This is a genomic window from Amycolatopsis sp. VC5-11, assembly GCF_037034185.1.
Lineage (GTDB): Bacteria > Actinomycetota > Actinomycetes > Mycobacteriales > Pseudonocardiaceae > Amycolatopsis > Amycolatopsis nivea.
The window spans coordinates 182,469-200,408 of the sequence record NZ_JBAGKF010000016.1 but is presented as its reverse complement, the minus strand read 5'-3'; the positions used below and the strand labels follow the sequence as shown (position 1 = coordinate 200,408).

The window sequence follows — 17,940 nt, the reverse complement described above, 5'->3', positions numbered from 1 at the left end:
CCGCCCCTACCGCGACTCAGCAAACCACCCAACCCACCGCCGCTGCCAAGGCGTCTCCACCGCCCGCGGATGGTGCTCCCGCCGAACCCACTCCACCGCCTCGTCAGCCCCCACCCCGCCCAACGTCACCAAACAAGCCAGCACAGTCCCAGTCCGCCCAACCCCGCCAAGACAAGCCACCTCGACCGCCTCCCCGGCAACCGCCCGGGCATGCAACCCCAGGATCTCCCGCCGAGCCCCCTCCCGATCCCGCGGCAGCAAAAAGTCCGGCCACAACACCCACCTCCGCTCCCAGTTCAACGAAGCGTCGTACTTGGCCCGCATCCGCCGAGACCCCAAATACAACCCGAACTCCGGATCCGCCCCTTCCGGCTTCGGCTTCCCCAGCCCGCGTGCCCGCAACCGAACCCCGTCCGGAAGCACGAGAGTCCCCGTCAACCCAGCATCCATCACGCCATGATGCCCTTATCCACCGTTCGATGGACCCGGCGCAGACCCGACAGGACTAGGCTTTCCCAAGTGAGTGAAGATCCAGCCATGCCGGGCCCGGACCAGATGCGCGTGTCGGACGCCGATCGGGAGCAGGTCGCGCAGGTGCTGCACCAGGCCCTGTCCGAAGGCCGGATCACCATCGACGAGCTGGAAGAGCGGCTCTCCAGCGTCTACTCCGCGAAAACGTTCGCCGACCTGAAACCGGTGACCGCCGACCTGCCGGGCAGCGCCGCGATCGCGCCCACCGCGTCGGCTTCGCTGCAGCCCGTCCCTTCGCGCGCGCTCGGGCTGCCGGACAACCGCGTCGGCGGGCATCCCGGTTCCGCCGTGTCGATCGGCGTGATGTCCGGGGCCGTGCGCAAGGGCAGCTGGGTCCTGCCGCAGCAGCACACGACCTTCGCGTTCTGGGGCGGTGCCGAAATCGACCTGCGCAGCGCCCGGTTCGCCGAGAAATCGTGCACGATCACCGCGGTCGCGATCATGGGCGGGATCGAGATCACTGTCCCGGACGACATCAACGTGAACGTCACCGGCATCGGCTTCATGGGCGCGTTCATGCTGGAGGACAAGTCCGGCGCGCCGCCTGCCCCACCGACCGCCCCGACCGTCACGATCAACGGCCTCGGCTTCTGGGGCGGCGTCGTCGTGTACCGCAAGCCGGCCAAGGACTTGAACGCACCGCAGATCGAGTCCTGAACCCGACTGCACACAGCACCGACAAAACCGCCGCCCACGCCACGCGGCTGTGGACAACCGCGAGCCTGTGACCAGCTGTCCACAGATTCCGGTGAGCGCTCCGGCGCCTGCTGTCGCGCACCTACACTCAGCGGTATGACAGCTACCACCAGCCCGGCAGCGGCGCCGGAAACCCCGTCGCCGCTGACGGACGTCACTCGCGACGAAGCGAGCCTGCGGCGGTTCCTGCACGGGCTGCCCGGTGTCGACCAGGTCGGCGTCGAGCAGCGCGCGGCAGGGCTCGCGACCCGGAGCATCAAGAAGGAAGCCAAGCGGTGGGCGATCGACACCGCGGTGTCGATGGTCGACCTGACCACGCTCGAAGGAGCGGACACGCGCGGCAAGGTCCGCGGCCTCGCCGCCAAGGCGATGCGGCCGGACCCCGAGCGGCAGGACTGCCCGCGCGTCGCGGCCGTGTGCGTGTACCCGGATCTGGTGGAGACGGCCGTCGAAGCGCTCGCGGGCAGCGGCGTGCGGGTGGCGAGCGTCGCCACCGGTTTCCCGGCGGGCCGCACGAGCCGCGAGGTGAAGCTGGCCGACACCCGGCTCGCGGTCGAGGCGGGCGCGGACGAGGTCGACATGGTGATCGACCGCGGCGCATTCCTCGAGGGCCGCTATCTGGAGGTGTTCGACGAGATCCGCGCCGTGAAAGCGGCCTGCGGCTCGGCGCACCTCAAGGTGATCCTCGAAACGGGCGAGCTGGCGACGTACGACAACGTCCGCCGCGCGTCCTGGCTCGCGCTGCTGGCGGGCGGGGACTTCATCAAGACGTCCACCGGCAAGGTGTCGCCCGCCGCGACGCTGCCGGTCACGCACGTGATGCTGCAGGCGGTGCACGACTGGCACGAGCGCACCGGCGAACTGCGCGGCGTCAAGCCCGCGGGCGGGATCCGGACGACGAAGGACGCGATCAAGTACCTCGTCGCCGTGCACGAGGTCGCGGGCGAGCAGTGGCTCACACCGGACCTGTTCCGGTTCGGCGCGTCGAGCCTGCTCAACGACCTGCTGCTGCAGCGGCGCACCCAGGTGGACGGCCACTACAGCGGCCCCGACTACGTGACGGTGGACTGACATGGGCATCTTCGAATACGCGCCCGCGCCGGAATCTCGCGCTCTGGCCAATCTGAAAGAGCAGTACAAGCCGTTCATCAATGGCGAGTTCGTCGACGGTTCCGGCGAGCCGCTCAAGACGGTCAACCCGGCCACCGAGGAGATCCTCGCCGAGGTCGGCACCGCGTCGGAGTCCGATGTGGACACCGCGGTGAAGGCCGCGCGCAAGGCGTACACGTCGGTCTGGTCGAAAATGCCGGGCGCCGAGCGGGCGAAGTACCTGTTCCGCATCGCGCGGCTGATCCAGGAACGCTCGCGCGAGCTGGCGGTGCTGGAGACGCTGGACAACGGGAAGCCGATCAAGGAGTCGCGCGATTCCGACGTGCCCACCGCGGCCGCGCATTTCTTCTACCACGCGGGCTGGGCGGACAAGCTCGGCTACGCGGGCTACGGCCCGGACCCGAAGCCGCTCGGCGTCGCGGGCCAGGTGATCCCGTGGAACTTCCCGCTGCTGATGCTGGCGTGGAAGATCGCGCCCGCGCTGGCTACCGGCAACACCGTCGTGCTGAAGCCGGCCGAGACCACGCCGCTGACCGCGCTGGTGTTCGCCGAGATCTGCCAGCAGGCCGAACTGCCGCCGGGCGTGGTGAACATCCTGCCGGGAGCCGGTGACATCGGAGCGTCCATTGTGGAGCATCCGGACGTCGACAAGATCGCGTTCACCGGCTCCACCGAGGTCGGCAAGCTGATCCAGCGCACCGTCGCGGGCACCCGCAAGAAGCTGACCCTGGAACTCGGCGGCAAGGCGGCGAACGTCGTGTTCGACGACGCCCCGCTGGACCAGGCAGTGGAGGGGATCGTCAACGGGATCTTCTTCAACCAGGGCCACGTCTGCTGCGCGGGTTCGCGGCTGCTGGTGCAGGAATCGGTCGCCGAAGAGGTGCTGGAGAAGCTCCGGTACCGCGTCTCGACGCTGCGGCTGGGCGACCCGCTGGACAAGAACACCGACCTCGGCGCGATCAACTCGGCCGAGCAGCTGGCGAAGATCCGCGGCCTCGTCGAATCCGGCGACGCGGAAGGCGCGCAGCGCTGGACCAGCCCGTGCCCGGTGCCGGACCGCGGATTCTTCTTCGCGCCGACGGTGTTCTCCGAGGTCCACCAGTCGATGCGGATCGCCCGCGAGGAGATCTTCGGCCCGGTGCTGTCGGTTCTCACCTTCCGCACCCCGGAGGAGGCCGTGGCGAAGGCGAACAACACGCCGTACGGCTTGTCCGCGGGCATCTGGACCGAGAAGGGTTCGCGCATTCTGTGGATGGCGAACCAGCTCCGGGCAGGCGTTGTCTGGGCCAACACGTTCAACCGCTTCGACCCCGCCGCCCCGTTCGGCGGCTACCAGGAGTCCGGTTTCGGCCGCGAGGGCGGACGCACCGGTTTGGAGGCCTACCTCAATGTCTGACCGGATTTCCGTCGCCAAAACCTACAAGCTTTACCTCGGCGGCAAATTCCCGCGCTCGGAATCGGGCCGGGTCTACCCCGTCACCGACGCCAAGGGCGCCTTCCTGGCCAACGCGGCCCACGCGTCCCGCAAGGACCTGCGCGACGCGGTGTCCGCCGCCCGCAAGGCGTTCCCCGGTTGGTCGTCGGCAACTGCATACAACCGCGGCCAGGTGCTCTATCGCGTCGCTGAGGTGATGGAGGGCCGCCGCGCCCAGTTCGCCGCCGAGGTAGCCGCTTGCGAGGGCGTCGCCGCGAAAAAGGCCGAGTCCCTTGTGGACGCCGCCATCGACCGCTGGGTCTGGTACGCGGGCTGGACCGACAAGATCGCCTCGGTCCTTGGCGCCGCCAACCCGGTCGCCGGGCCGTACTTCTCCTTCACCACGCCCGAACCCACCGGGGTCGTGGGCGTCCTCGCGCCACAAGAGTCGAGTTTGCTGGGTCTGGTGACCGTCCTGGCCCCCGTCCTGGCCACCGGCTCGACAGCAGTCCTGGTCTCCAGCGCGGACCGCCCCCTGCCCGCCATCACCTTGTCCGAGGTCCTGGCCACCTCCGACGTCCCCGGCGGCGTCGCGAACATCCTCACCGGCCACGCCGCGGAACTGGGCCCCTGGCTGGCCTCGCACGGAGACGTCAACGCCCTCGACCCGACCGGCGCGACCCCCGAGGACCGCGTCACCCTGGCCCAGGAAGCCGCCGGAACGGTGAAACGCGTCCTGTCCGTCCCCGACGCCGAACCAGACTGGACAACCGAACCCGACCTGTCCCGCCTGCGTCGGTACCTGGAAGCGAAAACCGTCTGGCACCCCATGGGCGTCTGACGTTCGAGCTCACCGAGACCGCCGTTCCGGTTACCCCGGAACGGCGGTTTTGTTTGCGGCTATTCGAAAAACTGCGCAGCGGGCAGGCTTGCACTGGGGTTGGGCGCGCTCAGTCCGCGGCTGCCCGAAGCTCTCGAACTCGCCGAATCGTCGGCCAGCGCTTGTCCGCGATCGACCTCACCGGACGTGGACGCGTGCTCGTCAGCCCGGACGAGGTCGGCGGGCCGCAGATCAAACGTCTACTCCGGCACCCGCTCCCACCTCGTCGACGCGCTCGCCCTGACGCTCGCCGAACTTGCCTGAACGACCATCACCGGACCCCAACATTTCGCGCCACAACCCTATCCTTTCGCGAAATTCTCTGCCAACATGTGCCATTGGGGAAATTTCGACAACCCCGTGTCCGGTACAGGCGCCGCCAGCACGTCAGGAGGACTCCGCATGACCCCGCATCCCGCCCAGTCCGAAGAAGCACTTGCCCTCGAGTTCCTCGGCACCACCAGCGCGGGCGGCAACTGCCCCAACGCTTATCGCACCAACCGCGGCACGTACGTCGTCCAGGGATACCGGGTCACCGACGAGCAGGCGTTGCGGCAACTGCACGAACGCGGCATGCCCGACACCGAGACGGCCGTCGAAATCCCCGCCGGCCTGCTCAAGTTCTTCCCGCAGGAAGCCTGAGCACGACGACCGGCGCAGACGAGGCAAGGGCAGCCCGGCGATTCAGACGCACTAGTCGCCCAGGATTTCTCGAAACTCGACCCCAGGTGTGGGAAGATGCCATCGGGTTCGAGGAATTCCGCATGCGATAGCGAGGGCGAGTGCCTACCAGTTTCGAGAAACGCCGGGCAGAGCTTGGCGATCGCCTGCGCCGGCTCCGGGTCGACGCGGGCTACGAGACCGGAAAGGATTTCGCCAGGGCCATCGGCTGGAACGCGCCCAAGGTCAGCAAGATCGAAAACGGCAGGCAGACCGTCGGCGACGACGACCTCGACGCCTGGGTCGCCGCCGTCGGCGGGCCGCCGGAGCTGGCCGCGGAACTGCGCGAGCAATTGGTCGAGGTCCGCGACGCGCACGCCAGCTGGAAAGACAAAGTCCGCGACGGACACCGCGCCCGGCAAGAGGAATCCATTGCCCGAGAGGCCAGGGCGCTACGAATTCGGGCGGTAGATCTCCGAATTGTCTCCGGATTACTGCAAACCCCGGAGTACGCGCGGCATACGCTGCTCGCCCACTCCCGGATCCACGGCGGCGGACAGGACATCACCGAAGCCGTCCGGGCGCGGATGCAGCGCCAGCAGATCCTCTACGAACCCGGCCGGACCATCGAACTGCTCACCTCCGAGGCGGCGCTGCGCTATCCGAACGCGCCGCGCGAGGTGATGATCGGGCAGGTGCACAAGCTGCTCGCACTGCTCGGCACTCCCAACATCCGCTTCGGCATCATCCCCGCGGACGTCGTCGTGCCCTACCCGGTCACCTCGGACTTCTGGGTCGTCGACGACGTCGCGATGGTCGAAACCCCCGAGGGCGAGCACATCGCGAGCGACGTCGACCCGTACCACGAGGTCGCGGATCTACTGTGGACAGTCGCGGCCGAGGGCGACGCCGCCAGGGCGGTGCTGCTGCGGGTGCTCGACTCGCTCACCCGCGCAGCCCCGCCCGGCTGACGCTGAATCCCTTACACCGCAGGCGCTTCGCCAGCCGTGACCGCGCCGACGTCGATGGTGTGGCTGTCGGCGCCGGCGTCCACCGCACCGAAGGTCCAGTCCACCGTCACGTTCGGGTCGATCGGGTCGCCGTGCGGGTTGGAGGCGGCCGGGGCGGTCATGGTCAGCGCGTTCGGCGTCTGCTGCTCGTCGTCGGAGCCGATCGCGGTCCAGTGCAGCGGCACGTACGCCGACGAACCGTTCGCGATCAGCACCGGCGGCGCGTCGGCCGGAGCCTCGTTGTTGACCAGGACGTTGTGCGCGCCGACCAGGTCGACGTCGGCCCGGCCGGACAGGACGCACCGCTCGCCCTGGTTCGCGGTGAACTGCATCGCGGCGTTGCGCTGGCCCGCGCCGGCCCCGCCGTAGACGAGCTTGGTGCTGAACTGGTTCGCGGTGCACGGAAGCGCCGACGACTCCGTGGTCGTGGCACTGGCCGTACCGGCGAAGACCGCGGCCGCGCCTCCGGCGACGGCGACTGCGACGGCAATTCGGCGGATGTTCTTCATTGTTCGTCCCCTCTCGCGTTTTCCGGCGGCTCCGCACCGGCTTTCACGAGATAAGACGTCCCCGCCCGCGACTCGATGGCCCGTTGTGAGATCACCCCCGCCGGAGCAACCCCGATCGTCCCGTCGCGTCCGAAGAAGCGGTCAGAGCAAGTCTTCCTTGTCGATCGGCCGCCCCGGCAGCGTGGTGGCCGGACCGGCGCGCAGGCCGTCGATCATGATCGCGATGTTGCGGGCTGTAGCCATCTCCGGCGATTTCAACCGGTGCGCGGGCAGCTGCCGGATCAGCCGGGCGAACAGCACCGCGACGTCTCCCGCGCCCACGTCCTTGCGCAGCGTCCCCTCGGCCTGCGCCCGGTCGACCAGCCCTTCGACCTCGAGCAGCACCGCTTCGCGCAGGTGCGCGACCTCGGGGTCGTCCTTGAGAATTTCGTGCGCTCGCTGCGACAACATGGCCAATTGCATCGACAACTGCAGTTCCGCGCCGTGATACAGCAACTGCACCAACGCTTCCCACGCCGTCGGCGCTTCCACCGACAGCCGCCGGGCGCTGTCCAGCACGCCCGCGAAATTGTCCACCGCCACCGCGCGGATGAGCGCGTCGCGATCCGGGAAGCGCCGGTAGAGGGTGCCGACGCCGACGCCGGCCGCGCGCGCGATCTCCTCCATCGGGACCTCGGGACCGTGGCTGGCGAAGATGACGCGAGCCGCGGCGATGATCTGGTCGCGGTTGCGTTGCGCGTCCGCCCGCAGCGGCGTCTCGGGGTCTGCACTCATACCCGGCCTTCCCTTTTCCCGGTTGGCGCGCATTCTCGCACGCCGGACCAGCTGCGCAAACGTGCCGGCAACCCGGGGCGGACAGCAATTGTCACCCCGTTGCTAGTGGACGGCGATCCTCCACTTCGGTACCTTGGGCAGTGAACCGGAATGTAATCCTCCACATTCATTCCGTAACGGGGCAAACCCACCACAGGGGGTTCAGATGACCGAAGTCGCCCAGCCCAGCCGCACCCAGCCGGAGCAGGCCGCGTTCCCGATGAAGCGCACCTGCCCGTTCGCGCCGCCGCCGGAGTACGACCGGTTCCGCGACGCTCGCGCGCACTACGTCGAGCTCGAGCACACCGGCCAGCGCGCCTGGGTGCTCAACCGGCACGAGGACCTGCGGGCGATGCTGAACGACCCGCGGTTCAGCTCGGACCGCTTCAATCCGGGCTTCCCGGTCCTGTTCAAGGACGGCCAGCAGCGCCGTCCGAGGCTGCGCCCGTCGCTGATCGCGATGGACGCGCCGGAACACGGCCCGGCCCGGCGCAGCGTCGTCGGCGAGTTCACCGTCAAGCGGATGAAGGCGTTGCAGCCGCGCATCCAGGAGATCGTGGACCAGCACATCGACGCGATGCTGGCCGGCGACAAGCCCGCCGACCTGGTGTCCGCGCTGTCGCTTCCGGTGCCGTCGCTGGTGATCTGCGAGCAGCTCGGCGTCCCGTACTCCGACCACGACTTCTTCCAGACGCACAGTTCACGGCTCCTCAACCGCGAAACAGGCTTCGAGGAACGCAGCAAGTCCGTCGAAGCGATGCAGAATTACCTGTCCGAGCTGGTTTTCAAGAAGGAAACCGCACCGGCGGACGATTTGCTCAGCCGCCAGATCGCGAAGAAGCGCGAGGAAGGCAACTACGACCACGACGACCTCGTGTCGCTCGCCTTCCTGCTGCTCATCGCCGGGCACGAGACCACCGCGAACATGATTTCGCTCGGCACCGTCGCGTTGCTGGAGAACCCGGACGCGCTCGCCGCGATCAAGGAGGATCCGGGCAAAACCCTCGACGCCGTCGAGGAATTGCTGCGCTACTTCACCATCGCGGAGTTCGCCACCACCCGCGTCGCCCTCGAAGACGTGGACATCGCGGGCGTCACCATCAAGGCCGGAGAAGGCGTCCTCGGCCTGAGCTACGCCGCCAACTTCGACCCTGAAGTGTTCCCCGAGCCCGAGCGGCTCGACATCACCCGCGGCGGCAGGCACCACGTCGCGTTCGGCTTCGGCGCGCACCAGTGCCTCGGCCAGAACCTCGCGCGGATGGAACTGCAGATCGTCTTCGACACGTTGTTCCGCCGTATTCCGACGCTGCGGCTCGCCGCGCCGGTCGACCAGTTGCCGTTCAAACACGACTCCGGCGTCTTCGGGCTCTACTGCCTCCCGGTGACCTGGTGAGGGGGAAACGATGACTGCCACTGAAGAACTCCGCATGCCGGTCGCCCGGACCTGCCCGTTCACCCAGCCGGAGCAGTACGTCCGGATGCGCGAGCAGAGCGCACTCACCCGCGTGCAGATCCCCGGCGGCAAAGAGGCTTGGGTCGCCTCGCGGCACGAGGAAGCACGGCAGATCCTCGGCGACCGCCGGTTCTCCTCCGACCGGTTCCTGCCCAATTTCCCGTTCCTGGCCGAGGGCGGGGCCGCGATCCTCACCAACGCCAAGCAGAAAGCCATGATCGGGATGGACGCGCCCGAGCACGGCGAGGCCCGCCGGGAGGTGCTCGGCGAGTTCACCGTGAAGCGGGTCGAGGCGATGCGGCCGCGGATCCAGGAGATCGTCGACGGCCTGATCGACGAACTGCTCGCCGGGCCGAAACCGGCGGACCTGGTGGAAAAGCTGTCGCTGCCGGTGCCGTCGCTGGTGATCTGCGAGCTGCTCGGCGTCCCGTACGCCGATCACGACTACTTCCAAGAGCGCACCATGGCGCTCATCCGGCGCAGCACCAGCGTCGAGGACCGCAAGAAGGCGTCCGAGGAACTGCGCGCGTACCTCAGCGGCCTGGTCGCGGCGAAGGAGAAGGACCCGACCGACGACCTGCTCGGCAGGCAGATCGTCAAACGCCGCGAGGAAGGCAATTACGACCACGACGCGATGATCGGGCTGGCGTTCCTGCTGCTGGTCGCCGGGCACGAGACCACCGCGAACATGATCTCGCTCGGCACCATCGGGCTGCTGGAGAACCCCGGGCAGCGCGCGACGATCGAGGCCGATCCGGGCAAGACGCTGCTCGCGGTCGAGGAACTGTTGCGCTACTTCACGATCGTCGAAGGCGCGACCGCGCGGGTCGCGACCGAGGACGTCGAGATCGGCGGCGTCACGATCAAGGCGGGCGAGGGCGTGCTCGTGCTGGGCTACGCCGCGAACTGGGACCCGGACGTGTTCGAGAGCCCGGAGAAGCTCGACCTCGAACGCGGCGCGCGCCACCACGTCGCGTTCGGGTTCGGACCGCACCAATGCCTCGGCCAGAACCTCGCGCGGATGGAACTGCAGATCGTCTTCGACACGCTGTTCCGCCGCGTTCCGACGCTCACGTGCACGGTCCCGGCCGACGAGTTGCCGGTGAAGAAGGATGCCACGATCTTCGGCCTGTACCAGTTGCCAGTGACCTGGTAGAGATCAGAGTGCTCCCACCACAAGCCAGGAAGAGGCCATCATGAAGATCATCGCGGACACCGGCAAGTGCGTCGGCGCCGGCCAGTGCGTGCTCACCGAGCCCGCGCTGTTCGACCAGAGCGAGGACGACGGCACGGTCATCGTCCTCAACGACACCCCGGACGGCGAACTGGTCGAGAAGGCGCGCGAGGCCGTGAACATCTGCCCGAGCCAAGCGCTTTCGCTGGAGGAGTGACCTGACCGGTCCCCGGTTTCGCGCCGGGGACCGGCCTTTCACGCGGCAAGACGGACGGCGGTCACCGCGGCGGTCGAGTAATTCGTCGTCAGGTGGCCGCCACGCGCGTCGATCGCCGCGCCGACCTCAGCCAGGATCCGGTCGCGCTGCTCCGGCGTCGCCACGGTGACGCCGCCCTGCGTGGCGAGCAGGTCCAGCCATTCGTCGCGGCGGTAGTCCTGCGTCCAGGCGTAATGCCAGTTCTCCGCCTCGCCGAACGCGCCGGTCGCGGCCAGTCCGTCCGCGGCTTTGTCGAGCATCGGCTGGTAGGCGTCGGCGCTGGGTTTTTTCAGGTAGTTGCCGCTGAACGGCGAATCCGGCATCGCCCGGCGCAACGCGTCCGCCAGTGCCAGGGAAATTTCTTCCGGCGGCATGAACACGTGCCAGAACGCGACGAACCGGCCGCCGGGGCGGAGCACCTGCGCGGCTTTCGCGGCTCCTGCGGCCGGGTCGACCCAGTGCCACGCCTGCCCGGACACGAGGGCGTCGAACGTCCGCCCGGCCGGGTCCCAATCCTCGAATTTCGCGACCTCGACTGGGAAAGCGCGCCGGGCGAACTCCGCCATCCGCGCGTCCGGCTCGACGCCGAGCACGACGGCGCCGCGGGCGTGGAATTGCCGCCCCTCGATGCCGGTGCCGCACCCGACGTTGAGCAGGTCCTTCCCTGGGCTGGCGGCGAGGACGGCGGTCACCAGTTCGTCCGGGTAACGCGGGCGGGCCCGGTCGTAGCGCTCGGGATCGACGCCGAACGACTCCGCCATGGTCCGGTGCTGATGCGGTTCGGGACGAGGTAAAGTGGGCATGTGCCCACCATAGTGGGCAAGCGCCCACTATGGCTAGGAAGGACCGCCAAGGTGCCCACCGGGATCCATCTCCGCGACGTTCGCGCTCAGCTTTTCGACGCCGCGGAACGGGTTTTGCTGCGCGAAGGACCGAGCGGACTCACCAGTCGCGCCGTCACCACCGAGGCGGATTGCGCGAAGGGCGTGCTGCACCGGCATTTCGAGGATTTCGACGCGTTCCTCGCCGCGCTGGTGCTCGACCGGATCCATCGCCTCGAAGCCCGCGCGGAGGACCTGCACGCCGGGACCGGCGACGTGGTCGAAACGGTGGCCGAGGTGCTCACCGAGGTCTTCTCGTCGGTCGCGGTGTCGATCGTCGCGCTGATCACCTTCCGCGACGAACTGCGGCACCGGCTCCGGGCAGCGCGGCCGGGTCCGGGGATTCCGCTGGCGACGGACGCGGCGCACGTCCTGGCGAATTACCTTGCCGCAGAACAAGAACTCGGCCGGATCGCGCCAGATGCCGATGTGAAGACACTGGCCCCGACGCTCATCGGAGCCGGGCACCTGCTCTTCGCGGATCGCACCGGAGAACCGCCCAGCGAGGAAGCCGTTCGCCAGATGACGAGCACGGTCCTCGCTGGCGCCCTCCGCTGACTCACCCGATGCCCGTCGCGACCGCAGCCACCGACAGCGCCAACGCACCGAGCGCGCCGACCACTCCGTACCGCGTCAGCGCGCGTCGGTCATCGCGGGCCACGACATACCGCGCGGCCGCCACCGCGAACGCGATACCGCCGACGATGAACCACGGTCCCCAGAGGTAGAGATACCAACCGACCAGGTTGGAAAGCTCTGGATCGACCGCCACGGCTCCGGTCTTCACCAGCACGCCCTGTACGACGAACAGCCCGCCGTGCCAGGTCAGCAGAATCGCGGCGCCACCGCCGCAGAACACCATCGTCCGGCTGAGCCACCGGCCGCGCGGCCGCGTCAGACTGACGCCGACCATCGCGCCGAAAACCTTCAGCAGTCCGGTGATCACCAGCACGGCCACAAACCACGGCACCCGGTCCTGCGCGAGCTTCACCAGCGACGGCGACACCGTCGACTGCGCGCCGAACGTACTGCCGGTCGCCCAGACGAAGCTGGGGATCGCGAACAAGAGACCCCACACCGCGGCGGCGCAACCCGGCCATTTGCGCAACTCGGCTTGCTTCAGCGTCATGCGTCAAGCGTCGCCCGGGGCGCGGCGGAGAGGATCCGGCGCGAGGGGGAAGCGTCTCCCCCGTGAGAGGTAGGCGGGTCGTGAGTGTTCATGCCGGTGCTAACCGGCATGAACGCTCACGAGCCGTTCAGCCCAGCCGCAGCGTCGTCTTCGGATCGAACGCGTGCGTCTCGCCCTCGCCGCGCAGCGCCACCCGGACGTTGTCGCCGATCCGCGGCGGCGTCCGGCCGTCGACCCGGACCACGAACCGGTCGTCGCCGACCTTGCCGTGCAGGTACGCGTCCGCGCCCAGTTCCTCGACGAGTTCCACCACCAGCTCGAAACCGTCGTCGGCCTCGCCGACCAGGCGCAGCGACTCCGGCCGGATGCCGAAGACGATCTCCGACAGCCCAGCTGCCGCGGTCCGCACCTCAGTGGGCAGCGGCACCACGAGGTCGCCTAGCTGCACGCCGCCGTCGGTCAACGGCAGCGTCGCCAGGTTCATCGCCGGCGATCCGATGAACCCGGCCACGAACGAGTTCTCCGGCTTCTCGTACAGCGACCGCGGCGACGCGCATTGCTGCAGCACGCCGTCCTTCAGCACGGCCACCCGGTCGCCCATCGTCATGGCTTCGACCTGGTCGTGGGTCACGTAGATGGTCGTCGTGCCGAGCCGTTGCTGGAGTTTCGCGATGTTGGCGCGGGTTTCCACGCGCAATTTCGCGTCCAGATTGGACAGTGGCTCGTCCATCAGGAACACGCTCGGCTCGCGCACGATCGCCCGGCCCATCGCGACTCGCTGCCGCTGCCCGCCGGACAACGCCTTCGGTTTGCGGTCGAGGAACCGCGACAGGTCCAGCATCTTGGCGGCCTCGTCCACCCGCTTCTTGATGTCGGCCGCCGAGAAACCGCGCAATTTCAACGCGAAACCCATGTTGTCGGCGACCGTCATGTGCGGGTACAGCGCGTAGGACTGGAACACCATCGCGATGTCCCGGTCCTTCGGCGGCAGGTCGGTGACGTCGCGGTCGCCGATCCGGATCGCGCCCTCGTTGACGTCCTCCAGCCCGGCGAGCATCCGCAGCGCGGTCGACTTGCCCGATCCGGACGGGCCGACGAGCACGAGAAATTCGCCGTCCGGCACATCGAGGCTCAACTGGTCGACCGCGCGGACGCCCGGGTTGCCGGGGTAGACACGCGACGCCTGGTCGTAAATCACTTCAGCGGACATCTGCGTTCTCCCTTACTTCACAGCGCCCATGGACAGGCCGCGCACCAGGTGGTTCTGCGCGATCCAGCCGACGATCATCACCGGCAGCGAGGCCAGCAGCGCGGCGGCGGACAGCTGGGCCCAGTACAGGCCCTCGCTGGTGATGAAGCCGACCAGGAACACCGGCACCGTGCCGGCCCGGGCGGCGGTGAGGTTGACCGCGTAGAAGAACTCCGTCCAGGAGAAGATCACGCAGATCAGCGCGGTCGCGGCGATCCCGGGCGCGACCACCGGCATGATGATCTTGCGCAGCAACGTCGGCAGGTTCGCCCCGTCGATCCGCGCCGCCTCGATCATTTCGCCGGGGACTTCCAGGAAGAACGACCGCATCATCCAGATCGCGAGCGGCAGGTTCATCGCGGTGTACAGGATGATCAGCGCCCACACCGTGTCCAGCAGGTTGGTGTTCTGCGAGATCACGTACAGCGGGATGATCGCGGCCACGATCGGCAGCATCTTGGTCGACAGGAAGAAGCCCAGCGCGTTCTTCGTTCCCTTGACCGGGGCCAGCGACAGCGCGTACGCGGCCGGGATTCCCAGCAGCAGCACGAGCAGCGTCGAAATCACCGTGACGAACGCCGAATTTCCCAGGTACGGCAGGAAACCGCTGTTGAGGACGTTCGAGATCTGGTCGAACGTCGGGGTGAAGAACAGCTTCGGCGGATCGGTGTAGGCGTCGTTCTCCTGCTTGAACGCGGTGAGGATCATCCACAGCAGCGGGAAAACGAACAGGATCGCGATGATCCAGGTCGCGACGGTCAGCGTGCCGGGGCCATAGCGGCGTTTGGTCCGGCGACGCGGAGGCGGCGCGGTGTCGGTGGCGGCGGGCGAGGCGGTGGCGGTTGCGGTGCTCACTTGACTCCTCCGTCCACGGAGAACGCGCGGAACATCAGCCGCAGCGCGAACGTCGCGACGATCATCGTCAGGATGACCACCACCACGCCCATCGCGGACGACTGTCCGATGTCGAAGCCCTCGAACGCGCGCTGGTAGATGTAGAACGGCAGGTTCGTGCTGGCCGTGCCCGGACCGCCTTGCGTCATCAGGAAAATCGCGTCGAAGCTGTTCACGATGTAGATCGCGCCGAGCAGCGTGGCCAGCTGCAGGAACCGAGAAAGGTGCGGCAGCGTGATCGACACGAAGGTGCGCCAGCGGCTCGCGCCGTCCACCGACGCCGCCTCCAGCACCTCCTTAGACTGGCTTTGCAGCCCGGCGAGGATCAGCAGCGTCATGAACGGCGTCCACTGCCAGATGATCTGCGCCATCACCGCGGCCAGCGGGAACTGCGAAAGCCAGTCGGTGTCCGTGCCGAACACGAAGTGCAGCAGCCCGTACGTCGGGTCGAACACCGTCGTCTTCCACAGCAGCGCGCCTGCCGCCGGGAGGATGAGGAACGGCGTGATCAGCAGCGTGCGGACGAAGCCGCGGCCGGCGAACTTCCGGTCGAGCAGCACCGCGAGCCCGAGTCCGAGCAGCAGCGACAGGAACACGCAGACCACGGTGAGCACCACGGTGTTCAGCAGCGCGCCGAGGAACGTCGTGTCGGTGAAGACGTCGATGTAGTTGCGGAAACCGACGAAATGCCGAGAGCCCGGACGCACCAGGTTCCACGACTGGAACGAGTAGAACAGGGTGAGCAGGAACGGGATCTGCGTCACCGCGATCACGAAGATCAGCGCGGGCAGCAGCGGCAGCCGCCGTTTCCCGGCCGAACCGGTCACCTTCTTGGCAGCGGGCTTCGCGGTCGCCGGCGCGGTTCCGGCGGGGACGGAGAGGGTGCTCATTTCTGCACCTCCTGATACGACTTTCCGACGGTTTCCGCGTATTTCTGCGATTGCGCGAGCGCGTCGGCGACGGAGGTCTGACCGGCGATCGCGGCGGACAACTGCTGGCTCACCCGGGTGCCGAGGTCCTGGAACTCCGGGATCCCGACGAACTGGATGCCCGGGTACGGCACCGGGTTCACCATCGTCTGCTGCTGGTTGGCCGCCGCGATGCCGTCCAGCGTCGGCTGGGCGTAGGCCTTCGCGGCTTCCTTGTACTGCGGGATCTCATAGGTCGACTTGCGCGTGCCCGGCGGCACCCGGTTCCAGCCGTAGGTCTCGCCGACCTTCTTCGCGTACTCCTTGTTCGTCATCCACGCCATGAACTTCCAGGCGTCGTCCTTGTTCTTGCCGACCTTCGGAATGCCCAGCGCCCAGGTGTAGAGCCAGCCGCTCGCCTGCGTCTTGTCCACCGGCGCGGCGACGTAGCCGTTCTTGCCGCCGACGTGGCTGGTCTTCGGGTCTTCCGTGGTGCCGGTCATCGAGGTGGCGTCGTACCACATCGCGGCGTTGCCCTGGGCGTACTTCGTGCCGCATTCGGTGAACCCGGCGCTGGATGCGCCGACCTCTCCGTGGTCGCGCAGCAGGTTCACGTAGAAGTTCGCCGCCTTGGTGAACTCCGGGCTGGTCAGCTTCGCGTTCCAGTTCTTGTCGAACCACTGCGCGCCGAAGGTGTTCGCGACCGTGGTGAACGGCGCGAGGCTTTCGCCCCAGCCCGGCTTGCCGCGCAGGCAGATCCCGGCGACGCCGGCCTGCTTGTCATCGAGTTTCGCGGCGAAATCGGCGATCTGCTGCCACGTCGGATGCGCGGGCATGTTCAGCCCGGCCTTCTGGAACAGGTCCTTGCGATAGACCACAAAGGACGATTCGCCGTAGAACGGCACCGCGTACATCTGGTTCTGGTACGACAGCGACTGCCGGATGCTCGGGATGAAGTCGGCCTCGTCGTATCCCGGCGTCGCCTTCATGTGCGGTTCGAGGTTCTCCAGCCAGCCGTTGGCCGCCCACTGCGGAGCCTCGTAATTGCTGATCATCACCACGTCGAACTCGCCGCCCTGGGTGGCGGTGGACGCGGTGATCTTCGCCCTGGCCTCGTTTTCCGGAAGGGAAACGAACTTGAGCTTGATCCCGGGGTTGGCCTGCTCGAACTCGCCCTTGAGCGAGATGGCGTCCTTCATCTGCGGATTGGACACGATCGCGACGACCAGTGTCCGCCCGCCGGTGCCGAGCGCCCCGGCTCCGGCGCATCCCGTCACTAACAACGCTGTCGCGGCAAGGAGGCACAGGAGTTTACGCACCGCCACCACCTCCGGGCAGCACCTGGATCTTGAGGCCGGACCCGCTGCGCATCTTCGCCAGCGCCTCGGGGTACTGCTCGAGCGGAAGGGTGTCGGTGATCAGCGCTTCGGTGTCGATGTAACCGTTCGCGACGAGGTCGAGCGCGTTGCCGTAGCTGTTCAGCACGGCCATCGAACCGACGATGGTGATTTCGTCGTTGTAGATGCGGAACGGCGAAAGCGCGACGCGGGCTTCGGCCGGGGCGACGCCGAACACGAGCAACCGGCCACCGCGGTGCAGCGCGTTGAACGCTGCCTCGATGGCGGGTGCCGCGCCCGTGCAGTCCACTGCGGCGTCGAAGCGCTCATCGTCCAATTCGGACACGTCGGAGGCCACCGCGGTCGCGCCGAGGTCGGTCGCGCGAGGCAACCGGGCCGCGTTGCGGTCGACCATCGTCACGTGCGCACCCGCGCGGATCAGGAGCTGCTGCATGATCAGCCCCATCGTGCCCGCGCCGACCACGAGGAAGCGTTCGCCCGCCTCCACCCCGATCCGGCGCACGCCGTGCACCGCGCAGGAAACGGGTTCGACCAGCGCGCCCTGTTCCCAGGTCATCGAGTCGGGCATCCGGTAACAGGTGTCGGCAGGCACCGCGACGTACTCGGCGAACGCACCGTTGACGGTGTCGCCGGTCGCGTTCCAGTTCGCGCAGAGGTTGCCGTGCCCGGACCGGCACGGGGTGCAGTATCCGCAGTAGATCGACGGGTCGACCGCGACCCGGTCGCCGACCTTCCACTCGGCGGGCACGTCCGCGCCGAGTTCGACGATCTCCCCGGAGAACTCGTGCCCGGGGACGATGGGATACGGGGTCGGCGGGAAATGCCCGTCGGCGATGTGCAGGTCCGTGCCGCAGATCCCGCAGGCACCCACCTTCACGACGACCTGGCGCTCCCCGGGCTTCGGATCGGGAACCTCGCCGACCCGGATCTCCCCGGGCCGGTCCACGATCGCGGCGCGCATGCGTCATCACCTTCCAAGATGCTCATTTGAGCGATTTTGACTTATGCCGTAGGT

Annotated in this window: 20 protein-coding genes; 10 read left to right on the top strand and 10 right to left on the bottom strand. The window is 68.0% G+C overall.

Annotation, left to right across the window (positions count from 1 at the left end; genetic code table 11):
- Positions 1 to 6: 6 nt before the first annotated feature.
- A complete protein-coding gene (locus WA670_RS35195; protein WP_336160542.1) occupies positions 7 to 450 on the bottom strand; it encodes a protein-tyrosine phosphatase family protein in 444 nt (147 codons plus the stop codon).
- 105 nt (positions 451 to 555) lie between these two features.
- On the opposite strand from WA670_RS35195, the gene WA670_RS35190 reads away from it, so the two are divergent.
- The 6 genes from WA670_RS35190 (at position 556) to WA670_RS35165 (ending at position 6,262) form a co-directional block, all read left to right on the top strand.
- Positions 556 to 1,188: a DUF1707 SHOCT-like domain-containing protein gene (locus tag WA670_RS35190; RefSeq protein ID WP_051172616.1), complete on the top strand. Its 633-nt coding sequence runs from the start codon at positions 556 to 558 to the stop codon at positions 1,186 to 1,188.
- A 135-nt stretch (positions 1,189 to 1,323) separates the two neighbouring features.
- Positions 1,324 to 2,298, top strand: coding sequence for a deoxyribose-phosphate aldolase (gene deoC, locus WA670_RS35185; RefSeq protein WP_336160541.1), 975 nt, complete (start codon positions 1,324 to 1,326; stop codon positions 2,296 to 2,298).
- A gap of 1 nt (position 2,299) precedes the next feature.
- Positions 2,300 to 3,733: an aldehyde dehydrogenase family protein gene (locus WA670_RS35180; RefSeq protein WP_037816105.1), complete on the top strand. Its 1,434-nt coding sequence runs from the start codon at positions 2,300 to 2,302 to the stop codon at positions 3,731 to 3,733.
- A complete protein-coding gene (locus WA670_RS35175; RefSeq protein WP_336160538.1) occupies positions 3,726 to 4,592 on the top strand; it encodes an aldehyde dehydrogenase family protein in 867 nt (288 codons plus the stop codon). Before WA670_RS35180 ends, WA670_RS35175 begins: the two co-directional genes overlap by 8 nt.
- A gap of 441 nt (positions 4,593 to 5,033) precedes the next feature.
- The gene (locus WA670_RS35170) at positions 5,034 to 5,273 is read left to right on the top strand and encodes a hypothetical protein (RefSeq protein ID WP_037816108.1); all 240 of its coding nucleotides are present in this window, start codon (positions 5,034 to 5,036) and stop codon (positions 5,271 to 5,273) included.
- Positions 5,274 to 5,413: 140 nt separating this feature from the next.
- Positions 5,414 to 6,262 carry a helix-turn-helix domain-containing protein gene (locus WA670_RS35165; RefSeq protein WP_134732524.1) on the top strand — a complete coding sequence of 283 codons (849 nt, stop codon included), beginning with the start codon at positions 5,414 to 5,416 and terminating at the stop codon, positions 6,260 to 6,262.
- 11 nt (positions 6,263 to 6,273) lie between these two features.
- Here the strand turns inward: WA670_RS35165 and WA670_RS35160 are convergent, their stop codons facing one another.
- Positions 6,274 to 6,810 (bottom strand): DUF4232 domain-containing protein, encoded by a 537-nt coding sequence (locus tag WA670_RS35160; RefSeq protein WP_275291734.1) that lies wholly within the window; start codon positions 6,808 to 6,810, stop codon positions 6,274 to 6,276.
- A 141-nt stretch (positions 6,811 to 6,951) separates the two neighbouring features.
- Entirely contained in the window at positions 6,952 to 7,584 is a 633-nt protein-coding gene (locus tag WA670_RS35155) for a TetR/AcrR family transcriptional regulator (protein ID WP_037816112.1), read from the bottom strand.
- A gap of 205 nt (positions 7,585 to 7,789) precedes the next feature.
- Between WA670_RS35155 and WA670_RS35150 the strand changes: the two genes are divergently transcribed.
- From WA670_RS35150 to WA670_RS35140, 3 genes are read left to right on the top strand one after another with little or no spacing between them, the layout of a single operon-like run.
- Positions 7,790 to 9,016: a cytochrome P450 gene (locus WA670_RS35150; protein WP_336160536.1), complete on the top strand. Its 1,227-nt coding sequence runs from the start codon at positions 7,790 to 7,792 to the stop codon at positions 9,014 to 9,016.
- Positions 9,017 to 9,026: 10 nt separating this feature from the next.
- The gene (locus WA670_RS35145; protein ID WP_037816114.1) at positions 9,027 to 10,232 is read left to right on the top strand and encodes a cytochrome P450; all 1,206 of its coding nucleotides are present in this window, start codon (positions 9,027 to 9,029) and stop codon (positions 10,230 to 10,232) included.
- Positions 10,233 to 10,272: 40 nt separating this feature from the next.
- On the top strand, positions 10,273 to 10,467 hold the full coding sequence (locus WA670_RS35140; RefSeq protein ID WP_037356317.1) for a ferredoxin: 195 nt from the start codon (positions 10,273 to 10,275) through the stop codon (positions 10,465 to 10,467).
- 38 nt (positions 10,468 to 10,505) lie between these two features.
- Here WA670_RS35140 and WA670_RS35135 read toward each other — a convergent pair whose 3' ends face one another.
- Positions 10,506 to 11,309, bottom strand: a complete 804-nt coding sequence (locus WA670_RS35135; protein ID WP_078870581.1) for a class I SAM-dependent methyltransferase — start codon at positions 11,307 to 11,309, stop codon at positions 10,506 to 10,508.
- A 51-nt stretch (positions 11,310 to 11,360) separates the two neighbouring features.
- Here WA670_RS35135 and WA670_RS35130 point away from each other — a divergent pair, with 51 nt between their 5' ends.
- Positions 11,361 to 11,945, top strand: a complete 585-nt coding sequence (locus tag WA670_RS35130; RefSeq protein WP_336160531.1) for a TetR/AcrR family transcriptional regulator — start codon at positions 11,361 to 11,363, stop codon at positions 11,943 to 11,945.
- Position 11,946: 1 nt separating this feature from the next.
- Here the strand turns inward: WA670_RS35130 and WA670_RS35125 are convergent, their stop codons facing one another.
- The 6 genes from WA670_RS35125 to WA670_RS35100 form a co-directional block, all read right to left on the bottom strand.
- The gene (locus WA670_RS35125; protein ID WP_336160530.1) at positions 11,947 to 12,516 is read right to left on the bottom strand and encodes a DUF3995 domain-containing protein; all 570 of its coding nucleotides are present in this window, start codon (positions 12,514 to 12,516) and stop codon (positions 11,947 to 11,949) included.
- A gap of 127 nt (positions 12,517 to 12,643) precedes the next feature.
- Entirely contained in the window at positions 12,644 to 13,726 is a 1,083-nt protein-coding gene (locus WA670_RS35120; RefSeq protein ID WP_134732514.1) for an ABC transporter ATP-binding protein, read from the bottom strand.
- Between the two features lie 12 nt (positions 13,727 to 13,738).
- Entirely contained in the window at positions 13,739 to 14,527 is a 789-nt protein-coding gene (locus WA670_RS35115; RefSeq protein ID WP_037716491.1) for a carbohydrate ABC transporter permease, read from the bottom strand.
- A gap of 89 nt (positions 14,528 to 14,616) precedes the next feature.
- Positions 14,617 to 15,549: a carbohydrate ABC transporter permease gene (locus WA670_RS35110; RefSeq protein WP_037816123.1), complete on the bottom strand. Its 933-nt coding sequence runs from the start codon at positions 15,547 to 15,549 to the stop codon at positions 14,617 to 14,619.
- Positions 15,546 to 16,892, bottom strand: a complete 1,347-nt coding sequence (locus WA670_RS35105) for an ABC transporter substrate-binding protein (protein WP_037816125.1) — start codon at positions 16,890 to 16,892, stop codon at positions 15,546 to 15,548. The genes WA670_RS35110 and WA670_RS35105 overlap by 4 nt, the downstream gene beginning before the upstream one ends.
- Positions 16,879 to 17,886, bottom strand: coding sequence for a zinc-dependent alcohol dehydrogenase family protein (locus tag WA670_RS35100; protein ID WP_134732512.1), 1,008 nt, complete (start codon positions 17,884 to 17,886; stop codon positions 16,879 to 16,881). The genes WA670_RS35105 and WA670_RS35100 overlap by 14 nt, the downstream gene beginning before the upstream one ends.
- Positions 17,887 to 17,940 lie beyond the last annotated feature (54 nt).

Bases quoted from the DNA above. Each gene is read 5' to 3' on its own strand.
- WA670_RS35170 (WP_037816108.1), top strand. From the start codon at position 5,034: ATGACCCCGCATCCCGCCCAGTCCGAAGAAGCACTTGCCCTCGAGTTC.
- WA670_RS35140 (WP_037356317.1), top strand. From the start codon at position 10,273: ATGAAGATCATCGCGGACACCGGCAAGTGCGTCGGCGCCGGCCAGTGC.
- WA670_RS35180 (WP_037816105.1), top strand. From the start codon at position 2,300: ATGGGCATCTTCGAATACGCGCCCGCGCCGGAATCTCGCGCTCTGGCC.
- WA670_RS35155 (WP_037816112.1), bottom strand. From the start codon at position 7,584: ATGAGTGCAGACCCCGAGACGCCGCTGCGGGCGGACGCGCAACGCAAC.
- WA670_RS35125 (WP_336160530.1), bottom strand. From the start codon at position 12,516: ATGACGCTGAAGCAAGCCGAGTTGCGCAAATGGCCGGGTTGCGCCGCC.
- WA670_RS35190 (WP_051172616.1), top strand. From the start codon at position 556: ATGCGCGTGTCGGACGCCGATCGGGAGCAGGTCGCGCAGGTGCTGCAC.
- WA670_RS35145 (WP_037816114.1), top strand. From the start codon at position 9,027: ATGACTGCCACTGAAGAACTCCGCATGCCGGTCGCCCGGACCTGCCCG.
- WA670_RS35195 (WP_336160542.1), bottom strand. From the start codon at position 450: ATGGATGCTGGGTTGACGGGGACTCTCGTGCTTCCGGACGGGGTTCGG.
- WA670_RS35100 (WP_134732512.1), bottom strand. From the start codon at position 17,886: ATGCGCGCCGCGATCGTGGACCGGCCCGGGGAGATCCGGGTCGGCGAG.
- WA670_RS35120 (WP_134732514.1), bottom strand. From the start codon at position 13,726: ATGTCCGCTGAAGTGATTTACGACCAGGCGTCGCGTGTCTACCCCGGC.
- WA670_RS35150 (WP_336160536.1), top strand. From the start codon at position 7,790: ATGACCGAAGTCGCCCAGCCCAGCCGCACCCAGCCGGAGCAGGCCGCG.
- WA670_RS35175 (WP_336160538.1), top strand. From the start codon at position 3,726: ATGTCTGACCGGATTTCCGTCGCCAAAACCTACAAGCTTTACCTCGGC.
- WA670_RS35135 (WP_078870581.1), bottom strand. From the start codon at position 11,309: ATGCCCACTTTACCTCGTCCCGAACCGCATCAGCACCGGACCATGGCG.
- WA670_RS35160 (WP_275291734.1), bottom strand. From the start codon at position 6,810: ATGAAGAACATCCGCCGAATTGCCGTCGCAGTCGCCGTCGCCGGAGGC.
- WA670_RS35110 (WP_037816123.1), bottom strand. From the start codon at position 15,549: ATGAGCACCCTCTCCGTCCCCGCCGGAACCGCGCCGGCGACCGCGAAG.
- deoC (WP_336160541.1), top strand. From the start codon at position 1,324: ATGACAGCTACCACCAGCCCGGCAGCGGCGCCGGAAACCCCGTCGCCG.